This window comes from Frigoribacterium sp. VKM Ac-2859, assembly GCF_013204925.1.
In the GTDB taxonomy this organism is placed as follows: Bacteria; Actinomycetota; Actinomycetes; order Actinomycetales; family Microbacteriaceae; genus Frigoribacterium.
In genome coordinates this window covers 849,118-862,211 of sequence record NZ_JABMLC010000001.1, presented here as the reverse complement: position 1 = coordinate 862,211, position 13,094 = coordinate 849,118, and the positions used below count along the sequence as shown (strand labels likewise).

The window sequence follows — 13,094 nt, the reverse complement described above, 5'->3', positions numbered from 1 at the left end:
TGCCGGAGGCACTGGCGTAGACTCCACGGATCATCTTTCCGTCGATACAGGAGAAGGGGCGTGCCCGTGGGTAGGACGCTGGCCGAGAAAGTGTGGGACGACCACGTCGTCGTCAAGGGCGAAGACGGCGCCCCCGACCTTCTCTACATCGACCTCCACCTCGTGCACGAGGTCACCAGCCCCCAGGCGTTCGACGGACTGCGCCAGGCCGATCGGCCGCTGCGTCGCACCGACCTGACTATCGCCACCGAAGACCACAACACGCCCACGCTGGCGATCGACAAGCCGATCGCCGACCTCACCAGTCGCACGCAGATCGAGACGCTCCGTCGCAACACGGCCGAGTTCGGCGTCCGCCTGCACCCGTTGGGCGACGCCGAGCAGGGCATCGTGCACGTCGTCGGCCCGCAGCTCGGACTGACCATGCCGGGCATCACCGTCGTCTGCGGCGACTCGCACACCTCGACCCACGGGGCCTTCGGCGCCATGGCCTTCGGCATCGGCACCAGCGAGGTCGAGCACGTCATGGCGACGCAGACCCTGCCGCTGAAGCCCTTCAAGACGATGGCGGTCACCGTCGAGGGCACGCTGCGCCCCGGCGTCACCGCGAAGGACATCATCCTCGCCGTCATCGCGCAGATCGGCACCGGCGGCGGGCAGGGCTACGTGCTCGAGTACCGCGGCAGCGCGATCCGCGCCCTCTCGATGGAGGGGCGCATGACGATCTGCAACATGTCGATCGAGGCGGGTGCCCGGGCCGGCATGGTCGCTCCCGACCAGACCACGTACGACTACCTGCAGGGTCGTCCGCACGCCCCCACGGGTGCCGACTGGGACGAGGCGATCGCCTACTGGGACACCCTGCCGACCGACGACGACGCGGTGTTCGACGCCGAGATCTTCCTCGACGCCGACACGCTCGAGCCCTTCGTCACGTGGGGCACCAACCCGGGCCAGGGCGTGTCGCTCAGCGACTCCGTGCCCGACCCCGAGACCGTCGTCGACCCCAACGAGAAGGCCGCGGCGACGCGGGCGCTCGAGTACATGGCCCTCGAGGCCGGCACGCCGATGAAGGCCATCCCGGTCGACGCGGTGTTCATGGGGTCGTGCACCAACAGCCGCATCGAAGACCTCCGGGCGTTCGCGTCGATCATCCGCGGGCGCACCAAGGCCGAGGGCGTGCGCGTCATGGTCGTGCCGGGGTCGGCTCGCGTCCGCCTCGAGGCCGAGGCCGAGGGGCTCGACGAGGTCTTCACCGCCTTCGGTGCCGAGTGGCGCTTCGCCGGGTGCTCGATGTGCCTGGGCATGAACCCCGACCAGCTCGCACCGGGCGAGCGATGCGCGTCGACCTCGAACCGCAACTTCGAGGGTCGCCAGGGCAAGGGCGGTCGGACGCACCTCGTGTCGCCCCTGGTCGCCGCGGCCACCGCGGTGCGCGGGACGCTGTCCTCGCCGTGGGACCTCCAGGCCGACGACGACGCGGCGGCCTCCACCACCGTCCGCGCGTCCGACGAACCCGTCCTCGCCGACGGCACCGACCGGGCAGGGGTCCGCTGATGCAGAAGTTCACCACCGTCACCGGCGTCGCCGCGCCGCTGAAACGCTCTAACGTCGACACCGACCAGATCATCCCGGCGCAGTTCCTCAAGCGGGTCACCAAGACCGGCTTCGAGGACGCCCTCTTCTTCGGGTGGCGCAACGACCCCGAGTTCGTGTTGAACCGACCCGAGTTCCAGGGCGCGCGCGTCCTCGTCGCGGGACCCGACTTCGGCACCGGCTCGAGCCGAGAGCACGCCGTCTGGGCGCTGCGCGACTTCGGCTTCGACGTGATCATCAGCTCGCGGTTCGGCGACATCTTCCGAGGCAACTCCGGCAAACAGGGGCTCCTCGCGGCGGCCGTCGCCGAGGACGACGTCGAGCGCATCTGGGCCGAGATCGACCGGCAGCCCGGCGTCGAGATCACGGTCGACCTCGTGGCGCAGACCGCCACGGTCGGCAGCCTCACCGTCGGATTCGAAGTCGATGCCTACACTAAGTGGCGACTCCTCGAAGGCCTCGACGACATCGGCCTGACCCTCCGCGACGAAGCGGCCATCACAGAATTCGAATCCCGCCGCGCCGCCTGGCGCCCGAAGACATTGCCGGTGAAGTAAGTGAACTCTCTCGTCCAAGACGCAGCAGCAGCAGGTGCCCGTGTGGGGCTCACCTCCGATGAGATCGTCATCCGGGGCGGCAAACCGCTGATCGGTCGCATCGAGGTGCGCGGTGCCAAGAACCTCGCCACGAAGGCCATGGTCGCCGCCCTCCTGGGAGACACCCCCAGCATCCTCAAGGACGTCCCCGACATCAGCGACGTCAACGTCGTCCGCGGCCTCCTCTCGGTCCACGGGGTGCGCATCACCGACCCGGCCCGCGGCGAGATGATCCTCGACCCGTCCAACGTCGAGTCCGCCCACTTCGCCGAGATCGACGCCCACGCCGGGTCGAGCCGCATCCCGATCCTCTTCTGCGGGCCGCTGTTGCACCGTCTGGGCGAGGCGTTCATCCCCGACCTCGGCGGCTGCCGCATCGGCGACCGGCCCATCGACTTCCACCTCGACGCCCTCCGCGCCTTCGGCGCCGTCGTCGACAAGTCGTACAACGGCATCCACCTCACCGCGCCCGACGGGCTCACCGGTGCCAACATCGAGCTGCCCTACCCGAGCGTCGGGGCCACCGAGCAGGTGCTGTTGACCGCGGTCCTCGCCAAGGGCGTCACCGAGCTGCGCAACGCCGCCATCGAGCCCGAGATCATGGACCTCATCGCGATCCTGCAGAAGATGGGCGCCGTCGTCTCGGTCGAGCCGAACCGCGTGATCTTCATCGAGGGCGTCGAGAAGCTCCGCGGCTACACGCACCGGGCGATCAACGACCGCAACGAGGCCGCGAGCTGGGCCTCGGCCGCACTCGCGACCAAGGGCGACATCTTCGTCGAGGGCGCCGACCAGAAAGACCTGATGACGTTCCTCAACGTCTTCCGCAAGGTCGGCGGCGACTTCGACGTCCACGAGGACGGCATCCGCTTCTTCCACCCCGGTGGCGAGCTCAAGCCCGTCGTCGTCGAGACCGACGTCCACCCCGGGTTCATGACCGACTGGCAGCAGCCGCTCATCGTCGCCCTGACGCAGGCGCAGGGCACCTCGGTCGTGCACGAGACGGTCTACGAGAACCGCTTCCAGTTCACCGAGGCCCTCAACGACATGGGCGCCGACATCACGGTGCACAAGGACGGACTGCCCGACCACGACCGTCGCGTCGCGCGTCGCGAGTTCGAGCAGGCCGCGGTCATCAACGGACCGACGGCCTTGCACGGTGCCGACATCCGCGTTCCCGACCTGCGGGGCGGATTCAGCCACCTCATCGCGGCCCTGACCGCCGAAGGCGAGTCCAAGATCAGCAACGTCGGCATCATCAGCCGCGGCTACGAGCACTTCATCGCGAAGCTGCGCAAGCTGGGCGCCGACTTCGACTTCAAGGGCTGATCGGCCGGTGTCGACAGCCGACCCCGACGCTCCCGTCGTCCCGGTCCCGGCGCGGAGGCGTCGCAAGGAGAAGGGTGCGTTCTTCCGCGTCCTCGCGACTCCGGCGGCACCGCTCTTCGACCTGATGGCCCGGATCGACATCGTCGACGGCGACAAGCTGCCGGCCGAGGGTGCGTTCGTGCTGACCCCGAACCACTACACGAACATCGACCCGGTGGTCGTGGGCCGTGTGATGTGGTCTCTCGGGCGGGTGCCGCGCTTCCTCGCGAAGGCGTCCCTCTTCCGGGTCCCCATCTTCGGTCGCATGATGCACGCGATGGGGCACATCCCCGTCGAGCGGGCGGGTCGCACCCACGACCACGACCCCCTGGCGGCCGGGCGTCTGCTCGTCGCCCGGGGCGGTGGCGTGATCGTCTACCCCGAGGGCACCCTCACCCGCGACCCCGACCTCTGGCCCATGAAGGGCAAGAGCGGTGCCGTGCGCCTCGCCCTCGCCGCCGGGGTGCCGCTCGTCCCGATGGCGCACTGGGGCAGTCAGCACCTCATGGGTCGCTACTCGAGTCGGCTGCACGCCTTCCCCCGGAAGCGCATCACCGTCGTGATCGGCGACCCCGTCGACCTCTCGGCCTTCCGCGATCGTCCCCTCGACCAGGCCTCGGTCACGGCCGCCACCGCCCTGGTGATGGACGCCGTCACCGAGCTGGTCGAGCGGCTGCGGGGCGAGAAGGCACCCGCCGAACGCTGGAACCCCACCAAGAACCATCAGAAGGAGACAGGCCGCTTTGAGTAGCTCCGAGTCACGCGAAGGCGCCATCGAGGCCCTCGGGGAAGGGGCGGTCACGACCGAGGCGATCTCGATCGTCATGCGCGACTCGATCCCGCGCCGGGTCGCCGTCCTGGGGTCGGGCAGCTGGGGCACGACCTTCGCCAAGGTCCTCGCCGAGGGGGGCGCGGACGTCACGCTCTGGGCCCGCCGTCCCGAGGTGGCCCGCGAGATCACCGAGAGCAAGCGCAACAGCGACTACCTGCCGGGCATCAACCTGCCCCGCACCCTCGTCGCCACCCCCTCGGTCGAACAGGCTCTGGCGAGTGCCGAGCAGGTCTACCTGTCGGTCCCCAGCCAGACGCTCCGCGACAACCTGACCGCCATCCGCGGAATGGTCCCGTCCGGGGTGCCGGTCGTCAGCCTGATGAAGGGCGTCGAGAAGGGCACCGGGTTGCGCATGAGCGAGGTGATCGAGGCCGAGCTCGGCATCGACCGCGACCTGATCGCCGTCGCGTCGGGCCCCAACCTCGCCCTCGAGATCGCGAAGCGGCAGCCCACGGCCGCGGTCGTGTCGTCGTACAGCCTCGACACCGCGACCCTGGTCGCGGCCACCGCCACCAACCCGTACTTCCGTTCGTTCGTCAACACCGACGTGATCGGCACCGAGTTCGGCGGGGTCCTCAAGAACCTCATCGCGGTCGCCATCGGCATCGTCGACGGCGTGGGGTACGGCGAGAACACCAAGGCCTCGATCATCACGCGCGGACTGGCCGAGATGACCGCGTTCGCGGTGTCGTTCGGGGCCAAGGCCGAGACCCTCGCCGGTCTCGCCGGCCTGGGCGACCTCATCGCCACGTGCGAGTCGCCCCTCTCGCGCAACAACACCGCGGGTCGACTGCTCGGTCAGGGTTACGCCTTCGGCGACGTCGTTCGCCAGATGAACCAGACCGCCGAGGGACTGGCCTCGGTCGCTCCGATCCTCGAACTCGCGCGGTCCCGCGGCGTCGACATGCCCATCGTCCAACAGGTGGCCGAGGTGCTCGCCGGTACACTCGACCCGCGCAACATCGCCCCGCACCTGACCGAGACGGACGAGCCGCAGGGCGAGTGACCGCTGGTCGGCCGTGCCGGGGCGCGTGACGACCAGAGCCCGCCCACCGCGGGTCGGCCCGCGGGCCGTGACACCGACGAAAGGCCCCTCATGGCGAGCACCGAGCCCACCACGACCCCGCGCGTCGCCGCGACCGATGCCTCGTCGGTCGGCGCCTCGGCCCCCGGGGTGGCGAAGACCGTCGTGGTCGTCCTCTTCGGCGGCCGCTCGAGCGAGCACTCGATCAGCTGCGCGACGGCCGGGGGAGTCCTCTCGGCGATCGACCGCTCCCGCTACGACGTGGTGCCCGTGGGCATCACCGTCGAGGGGGCGTTCACGCTCCAGCCCGACGACGCGGCACGGTTCGAGCTCGACGCCGAGACGCTGCCGACCGTCGTCGACAACGGCACCCGCATCCACTGGCCCGAGTCGTCCACCACCCGCGAGCTGACCGTCACCGAGCCCGACGGCACGACGCGTCTGCTGGGCGAGGTGGACGTGGTGTTCCCGATCCTGCACGGTCCGTTCGGCGAGGACGGCACGGTGCAGGGTCTGCTCGAGCTGACCGGGTTGCCCTACGTCGGCGCGGGCGTGCTCGCCTCGTCGCTCGGCATGGACAAGCACTTCACCAAGACCGTGCTGCAGGCCGCCGGCGTGGTCGTCGCCCCCTGGCGCACCGTGCGTCGTCGGGACTGGGACGCCGCGCCCGAGCGAGTGGCCGCCGACGTCGAGGCGCTCGGTTACCCGATGTTCGTCAAGCCCGCCCGAGCCGGGTCGAGCGTGGGGGTGTCGCGCGTCGACTCGCCCGCCGGCCTCCCGGCGGCCATGCGGAAGGCCTTCGCCGAGGACCACAAGGTGCTCGTCGAGTCCGCGGTCGTCGGCCGCGAGATCGAGTGCGCCGTGCTCGGCGGACGCGACGGCGCGCCTCCCCGCACCTCGGTCGCGGGCGAGATCGTCCTCGCCGGAGACACGTTCTACGACTTCGAGTCGAAGTACCTCGGCGCCCCCGGGGCCGACCTGGTCTGCCCCGCCGACCTCGCACCCGGCGACCTGACCGAGATGCAGCGTCTCGCCGCTCTGGCCTTCGAGGCCATCGACGGCACGGGCCTCGCCCGCGTCGACTTCTTCTTGACCGACGACGGCTGGGTCGTCAACGAGGTCAACACGATGCCCGGCTTCACGCCCATCTCGATGTTCCCCGCCTGCTGGCTCGCGAGCGGACTCAGCTACCCCGAGCTGATCGACGAGCTCATCGCCCTCGGCCTCGAGACCGAGCGCTGACGGAGCCCGTCCGTCCCGGCCACCGGGCCTACGGCGTGGGTGTCGCCGACGGGTCGTCGGCCGATCCGGCCGAGCCCGGCAGGTCGCCCGCACCGACGCACTCCTTGCCGTCGTTCGGCAGGTAACCGACCGAGTCGGCCAGGTCGCGCAGCACGTTGCCGCCGTTCGCCTTGGTGGTGTCGACGATCACCTGAACGCCCGGCTCACGGCCGTACGTGGTGAGGATCGAGGTGTCGGCGTCGTCGGGGTCCTGGTCGACGAGCCAGTCCACGCCCTGGATGTCGTAGCAGGGCAGGTCGGACACAGCGGGCGTCTCGACGCCGCAGTGCAGCAGCACGCTCGTCGGCGAACCCCAGGCGCCGGTCGCCTGCGCGTCGGTCTCGCGGCGGTCCTGACCGTCGTCGACGACCTCGGGCAGGTGGACGGTGACCTGCGCGCAGGCCGGGTCGTTCGCCCCCGCGGCGGGCTGCATCGGGACCGCTTGCGAGCAGCCGACGAGCGTCGTCGCGAGACCGGCCCCGACGAGCACGAGGGCCGGGACGCGAAGGCGGGGACGGAGGCGCGCGGTGAGGCGCGAGGACGGGTTCGACATCGCATCCAGGCTACCGTTCAGCACATGGAACGACGCTCCACGGACCCCCGCCCGGACGACGCCGACACCGTCGAGGGCGTCGGCGAGCTCGCCACCCTCGCCCGCATCCTGCCCCGCCTGCCCCGCGGCGACGACACGCTGCTCGGTCCCGGCGACGACGCCGCCGTCGTCGCGGCGCCCGACGGTCGGTTCGTCGTGACGACCGACCTCATGGTGCACGGCCCCGACTTCCGGCGCGCGTGGTCGACGTCGTACGACCTCGGCTGGAAGGCCGCGGCGTCGAACCTGTCCGACGTCGCGGCGATGGGCGCTCGGCCCACGGCGCTGGTGGTCGCCCTCGCGGTGCCCGGCGACACGGGCATCACCGAACTCGAGGCCTTCGCGGACGGTCTGCGCGCGGGTTGTTCCGTGATGGCCCCGGGCGCGGGGGTCGTCGGCGGCGACCTCTCGGTGTCGCCGACCTTCACGGTCGCGGTGACGGCGTTCGGTGACCTCGAGGGGCGCGCGCCCGTGCGGCGGGACGGGGCGCGCGTCGGCGACGTCGTCGCCGTGTCGGGCGCGCTCGGCCGCTCGGCGCGGGGGCTCGACCTGCTGTTCCGTCTCGGCGTCGACCACGACGGGTCGCCCGACACCGCCGCGGCCGCCGCCCTGCGCGAGCGCGACCCGGACGTCGGCTGGCACCTCGCCCCGACCCCGCCCGTGGCCGACGGCCGCTCGGCGGCGCTGGCAGGGGCGACCGCCATGCTCGACCTGTCGGACGGCCTCGCCCTCGACGCCGGTCGGGTGGCCCGCGCCAGCGGTGTCGTGGTCGACCTGTGGGGCCCTGCCCTCGGCGACGACCCACGGCTCGCGCTCTCGGGTGGTGAGGACCACTCCCTGTTCGCCACGTTCCCGCCCGACGTGGCGTTGCCCGGTGGGTTCCGCGCCGTCGGCACGGTCCGTGATCCGGCAGGAGGCGCGCCCCGCGTCATCGTCGACGGTTCCGAACCCGGCGAGGCCGGCGGGTGGGACCCGTACCGCCTGTGGTCGGGGGCGCAGGGCTGACGAGCCGACCCGCGCCTCCTGCGGGGGGTCAGTCGCGCAGCGCGAACCAGACGGTCGTGTCGCCGTACTGCTTCTTCACGTCGAGGGTGAGGCCCTCGGGCCAGCCCGGTTCGCCGTCGCGCGAGGCGCGCTCGACGACGACGAGGGCCTGATCGTCGAGCGAGGGCAGCAGGGCCGTGAGGTCGGCGGTGAGGTCGGCGGCCGACAACTCGTAGGGCGGGTCGAAGAAGACGAGGTCGACGAGAGCCGAGCCGCCCTCGAGGTAGGACCGCACGGGCTGGGTCACGACGTCGACGCGCGGGGGAGTGCCGCGCGGCGGGCGGGGAGCCCGGGCCAGCACCGACTCGACGTTGCGACGCAGCACCTTCGCGGCGGCCGGGGCCTTCTCGACCAGCACGACCGAGGCGGCTCCTCGCGACGCCGCCTCGAGCCCGAGGCCGCCCGTCCCGGCGTAGAGGTCGAGGACGCGCCGACCCCGGATCTCGTCGCGCGCGTCCAGCGACGAGAACAGCGCCTCGCGGACCCGGTCGCTCGTGGGCCGCGTCCCGACCTTGGGGACGACGAGCGAGAGGTTGTCGGCGAAGCCGGAGATGATGCGGGACATGGGGTCAACCTTGCCAGGTCGACGCCCGCCACCCGTCGCCCGTCGGGTTCGAGCATCCCGACAACGCGCGACCGTCGACTCCCGCGCCCGGTCGTCGGACCTGCACAACCGAGTTGTCGCCGCCCGCCCGCGTCGGCAGCATCGGGTCCCATGACCAGCGTCGATCGCACCGTGAGGCCCTCGTTCACCAAGTCGCTGTTCGCGGGGCGCATCGCCTCCGAACTCGCCTTCCCGTACCCGCACATGACGGCGGCCGAGAAGTCCCGGGTCGAGACGGTGTCCGCGTCCGCCCGCGAGGTGCTCGCCGGCTACGACCCGCTGAAGGCGGAACGCGAGGGGTGGATCGGCGACGACCTGGTGCGCGAGCTGGGCGAGCGGGGCCTGATGGGACTCTTCGTCGCCGAGGAGTACGGCGGCCTCGGGCTCGGCCAGAGCGCCTACTGCCGCGTGTACGAGGAGTTCGGTCGGGTCGACGGCACCCTGGCCACGGTGATGGGGGTGCACCAGTCGATCGGCACCAAGCCGCTGCACCTCTTCGGCACCGACGACCAGAAGGCCCGCTGGCTGCCCGACCTGGCGAGCGGCCGCAAGCTCGCGGCGTTCGTGCTCACCGAGCCGAACGTGGGCAGCGACGCCTACGCGCTCGAGACCCGCGCCGAGCGGCAGAGCGACGGCAGCTGGCTGCTGAACGGAGAGAAGCGGTGGATCGGCAACGGCGACAAGGACGTCCTGACGGTCTTCGCGCAGAGCGACCTCGGGCACGTCGCGCTCATCGTCGAGAAGGGCATGGAGGGGCTGAGCGCCGGCCCGCGGTTCGAGACGCACGGCCTCAAGGCCAACCACCTGCAGCGGGTGCACTTCAAGGACGTGCGCGTGCCCGCCGAGAACCTGCTGGGCGAGCCCGGTGACGGCTTCCGCATCGCCGTCAACACGCTCAACAACGGTCGCATGTCGATGGGCACGGCCATCGCGGGCGGCATGAAGCGGTTCCTCGAGCTGAGCCTCGAGCACACGGAGACGCGTCACCAGTTCGGCAGACCGCTCGCGGACTTCGAGATGGTCGGCGACAAGCTCGCGTGGATGACCCAGCAGATCTACGGCGTCGAATCGATGTCGTACCTGACCACGGGCCTCGTCGACCGCGGCGACACCGACTTCGCCCTGGAGTCCGCCCTGACCAAGGTCGCGGCGAGCGACACCGGCTGGTACGCCCTCAACCGGGCCGTCCAGCTGCACGGCGGCGAGGCGTACATGGAAGCTCACCCGCTGTCGAAGGCCCTGCGCGACTTCCGGATCTTCCCGATCTTCGAGGGGGCCAACGACGTCCTCCGCGCGTTCGTCGCCCTCAACGGGCTCAAGACCCTCAGCGAGGAGCTGCCCGACGTGGCGTCGCTCCGCATCGGCGACCCCGGGCGGGCGCTCGGGGTGCTCGCGCCGTACGTCGCCGGCCGCGTCCAGCGCCGCATCCGGCCCGAACGGCCGGTCGGGGTCCATCCCGCGCTCGCCAAGCAGGCCGCCGAGCTCGGCGACCAGGTCTCGCGGCTGCGCGAGCGCACCGAGGGCGCCCTCCGCAAGCACGGCAAGAAGGTGCAGGAGAAGCAGCTCGTGCAGAAGCGCCTCGCCGACGCGGCGAGCGGCATCTACGCGCAGACGGCCGTCCTGTCGCGGGCCTCGACGGCCCTCCAGGAGGCGCGGGCCGACTCCGACGCGGAGCGTCACCTCGCCGTCGGCTTCTGCAAGCAGTCCGCGCGCGGGGTGGGGCGGCAGCTGAGGGCCCTCGAGGTCAACGACGACGGGCACGGGGCCGACCTCGCGAAGGCGACCCGCGCCTCCGGCGGGTACTCCTTCACCCTCTGACGCCGGGCGGCGCGTCCGCCGGGGGCGGGCGCTGTCGGGGGCGCGCGCTAGCGTGGTGTGCGTGCCCGACTCACCGCTCGACGCGTCGCTGGCCGGGGCCCTCGGCGGCCGGACGGCCACCGCCCTGCAGAAGGCCTTCGGCCTGCGCACGGTCGGCGACCTGCTGACGCACTTCCCTCGGCGCTACGCCCGTCGGGGCGAGCTCACCGCCCTCGACCAGCTGCCGCTCGGCGAGTCCGTCACCATCGTCGCCCAGGTGCTCGACGTCCGCGAACGCACGATGCGGGCCCGGCGCGGGTCGATCCTCGAGGTGCGCATCGGCGACGGCCAGGGCATCCTCACGCTCACCTTCTTCAACCAGGCCTGGCGGGCGAAGGACCTCGTGCCCGGCGCCCGCGGCATCTTCGCGGGCAAGGTCGGCGACTACCGGGGGCTCCGTCAGCTCGCGCACCCCGACTACGAGCTCTTCGACGCCTCGCACGAGGCCGTCGCCGGGGTCGGCGACCAGCAGGCCCAGAAGTGGGCGAAGCAGCCCATCCCGATCTACCCGGCCAGCGCCTCCGTGGCGTCCTGGCAGGTGCAGAAGTCGGTCGAGGTGCTGCTCGACGGACTGCCGCCGATCGACGACGCGGTGCCGGCGTCGGTCCGGTCCGAGCTCGACCTCATGCCCGTGTCCGAGGCGTACGAGCGCATCCACCGGCCCGAGAGCGATCGTGACCACCTCACGGCTCGTGACACCCTGCGGTTCGACGAGGCCTTCGTGCTGCAGAGCGCGCTGCTCCAACAGCGGGCCCTCGTGCGTCGATCGGCCGCGACCCCCCGTCGTGCCGCCCCCGACGGCCTGCTCGCCGCCTTCGACGCGGCCCTGCCGTTCGAGCGGACGGGTGACCAGCGCCTGGTCGGCGACGAGATCACCCGCGACCTCGAGGCCGAGGTGCCCATGAACCGCCTCGTGCAGGGCGAGGTCGGCTCGGGCAAGACACTCGTCGCCCTCCGGGCGATGCTCGCCGTGGCCGAGAGCGGTGGGCAGTCGGCCCTGCTGGCTCCGACCGAGGTGCTCGCGGCTCAGCACCTGCGGTCGATCACGGCCACCCTCGGGCCCGACCTCGCCGCCCGACTGCGCCCGACCCTGCTGACCGGCCAGATGACGGTGGCCCAGCGCAAGAAGGCACTGCTCTCCATCGTCAGCGGGCAGGCGCACGTCGTGGTGGGCACCCACGCACTGATCAGCGAGGCCGTCGAGTTCTTCGACCTCGGCCTCGTCGTCGTCGACGAGCAGCACCGCTTCGGCGTCGACCAACGCGAGGCGCTCCGCAAGAAGGGAGCCACGCCGCCGCACGTGCTCGTCCTCACGGCGACGCCGATCCCGCGCACCGTGGCCATGACGGTCTTCGGCGACCTCGACGTCTCGACCATCGCCGAGCTGCCGAAGGGCCGTCAGCCCATCGAGTCGTTCGTCGTCCCCCTCGCCGACCACCCGACCTGGGGCGGCCGCATCTGGCAACGCTCGGCCGAAGAGGTCGCGAAGGGGCGACAGGTCTTCGTCGTGTGCCCGGCGATCGACGCGGTGACGGCCGAACCGGGTGACCCGCCCGACGCCGAGGTCGCGCCCGGTGACGACCCCGACGGCGCCGAGCCCTCCGACGCACCGGCACCGGAACGCGCCAGCGTCGAGGGGGTCATGGCCCGGGTCCCCACCATCCCCGTGCTGCAGGGCCTGCGGGTCGAGCCCCTGCACGGCCGCATGTCGTCCGACGAGAAGGACGACGTCATGCGCCGCTTCGCGGCCGGCGACATCGACGTCCTCGTCGCGACGACGGTCGTCGAGGTGGGGGTCGACGTGCCGAACGCTTCGACCATGGTCGTGCTCGACGCCGACCGCTTCGGCGTCTCGCAGCTCCACCAGCTGCGCGGCCGCGTCGGCCGTGGCGGCCACCCGGGCCTCTGCCTGCTCGTCACCCACGCGGCGGCCGACACCGTGGCCCGCGAGCGGGTCGACGCGGTCGCGGCCACGCTCGACGGCTTCGAACTCGCGCAGGTCGACCTCGACCTGCGCCGAGAGGGCGACGTGCTCGGCAACCTCCAGTCGGGCGGCCGCTCGTCGCTCCGGCTGCTGAGGGTCGCCCGTGACGGCGACCTCATCGGACTCGCCCGCGAGCACGCGGCCGAGGTCCTCGACGCCGATCCCCGCCTGGTCGACCACCCCGCCCTCGCCGCCGCCATCGCGCGGCGCCTCGACGACCGGGGCCGCGAGGCCATGGGCAAGAACTGAGCCGGTGGTGACGCGTGACGCGTCCTCGACCCGGTCCTCGCCCTGGGCATCCGTCCGGGGTCGGCGG

11 protein-coding genes are annotated in these 13,094 nt (G+C 71.8%); 9 read left to right on the top strand and 2 right to left on the bottom strand.

Annotation, left to right across the window (positions count from 1 at the left end; all coding sequences use genetic code 11):
- Positions 1–66: 66 nt before the first annotated feature.
- The 6 genes from leuC (at position 67) to HQQ78_RS03970 (ending at position 6,658) form a co-directional block, all read left to right on the top strand.
- Positions 67–1,557, top strand: coding sequence for a 3-isopropylmalate dehydratase large subunit (gene leuC / locus HQQ78_RS03995; protein ID WP_371740400.1), 1,491 nt, complete (start codon positions 67–69; stop codon positions 1,555–1,557).
- Entirely contained in the window at positions 1,557–2,153 is a 597-nt protein-coding gene (gene leuD, locus HQQ78_RS03990) for a 3-isopropylmalate dehydratase small subunit (protein ID WP_056046227.1), read from the top strand. The genes leuC and leuD overlap by 1 nt, the downstream gene beginning before the upstream one ends.
- Positions 2,154–3,521, top strand: coding sequence for a UDP-N-acetylglucosamine 1-carboxyvinyltransferase (murA, locus tag HQQ78_RS03985; protein ID WP_043593953.1), 1,368 nt, complete (start codon positions 2,154–2,156; stop codon positions 3,519–3,521).
- 7 nt (positions 3,522–3,528) lie between these two features.
- Positions 3,529–4,311, top strand: coding sequence for a lysophospholipid acyltransferase family protein (locus tag HQQ78_RS03980; RefSeq protein WP_371740342.1), 783 nt, complete (start codon positions 3,529–3,531; stop codon positions 4,309–4,311).
- Positions 4,312–4,384: 73 nt separating this feature from the next.
- On the top strand, positions 4,385–5,398 hold the full coding sequence (locus tag HQQ78_RS03975; RefSeq protein ID WP_173152148.1) for an NAD(P)H-dependent glycerol-3-phosphate dehydrogenase: 1,014 nt from the start codon (positions 4,385–4,387) through the stop codon (positions 5,396–5,398).
- A 168-nt stretch (positions 5,399–5,566) separates the two neighbouring features.
- A complete protein-coding gene (locus HQQ78_RS03970) occupies positions 5,567–6,658 on the top strand; it encodes a D-alanine--D-alanine ligase family protein (protein WP_371740399.1) in 1,092 nt (363 codons plus the stop codon).
- A gap of 28 nt (positions 6,659–6,686) precedes the next feature.
- Here the strand turns inward: HQQ78_RS03970 and HQQ78_RS03965 are convergent, their stop codons facing one another.
- Positions 6,687–7,250, bottom strand: a complete 564-nt coding sequence (locus HQQ78_RS03965) for a DUF3515 family protein (RefSeq protein WP_159826255.1) — start codon at positions 7,248–7,250, stop codon at positions 6,687–6,689.
- 24 nt (positions 7,251–7,274) lie between these two features.
- Between HQQ78_RS03965 and thiL the strand changes: the two genes are divergently transcribed.
- Positions 7,275–8,294, top strand: a complete 1,020-nt coding sequence (gene thiL / locus HQQ78_RS03960) for a thiamine-phosphate kinase (protein WP_173151108.1) — start codon at positions 7,275–7,277, stop codon at positions 8,292–8,294.
- A 28-nt stretch (positions 8,295–8,322) separates the two neighbouring features.
- On the opposite strand, the gene rsmD is transcribed toward thiL, so the two are convergent.
- The gene (gene rsmD / locus HQQ78_RS03955) at positions 8,323–8,898 is read right to left on the bottom strand and encodes a 16S rRNA (guanine(966)-N(2))-methyltransferase RsmD (RefSeq protein ID WP_173151107.1); all 576 of its coding nucleotides are present in this window, start codon (positions 8,896–8,898) and stop codon (positions 8,323–8,325) included.
- A 150-nt stretch (positions 8,899–9,048) separates the two neighbouring features.
- Here rsmD and HQQ78_RS03950 point away from each other — a divergent pair, with 150 nt between their 5' ends.
- Together HQQ78_RS03950 and HQQ78_RS03945 are read left to right on the top strand one after the other, a co-directional pair.
- Entirely contained in the window at positions 9,049–10,755 is a 1,707-nt protein-coding gene (locus HQQ78_RS03950) for an acyl-CoA dehydrogenase family protein (protein WP_173151106.1), read from the top strand.
- A gap of 61 nt (positions 10,756–10,816) precedes the next feature.
- Positions 10,817–13,027, top strand: coding sequence for an ATP-dependent DNA helicase RecG (locus tag HQQ78_RS03945; RefSeq protein ID WP_173151104.1), 2,211 nt, complete (start codon positions 10,817–10,819; stop codon positions 13,025–13,027).
- Positions 13,028–13,094: the final 67 nt, after the last annotated feature.

Bases quoted from the DNA above. Each gene is read 5' to 3' on its own strand.
- leuD (WP_056046227.1), top strand. From the start codon at position 1,557: ATGCAGAAGTTCACCACCGTCACCGGCGTCGCCGCGCCGCTGAAACGC.
- HQQ78_RS03975 (WP_173152148.1), top strand. From the start codon at position 4,385: ATGCGCGACTCGATCCCGCGCCGGGTCGCCGTCCTGGGGTCGGGCAGC.
- HQQ78_RS03965 (WP_159826255.1), bottom strand. From the start codon at position 7,250: ATGTCGAACCCGTCCTCGCGCCTCACCGCGCGCCTCCGTCCCCGCCTT.
- thiL (WP_173151108.1), top strand. From the start codon at position 7,275: ATGGAACGACGCTCCACGGACCCCCGCCCGGACGACGCCGACACCGTC.
- rsmD (WP_173151107.1), bottom strand. From the start codon at position 8,898: ATGTCCCGCATCATCTCCGGCTTCGCCGACAACCTCTCGCTCGTCGTC.
- HQQ78_RS03950 (WP_173151106.1), top strand. From the start codon at position 9,049: ATGACCAGCGTCGATCGCACCGTGAGGCCCTCGTTCACCAAGTCGCTG.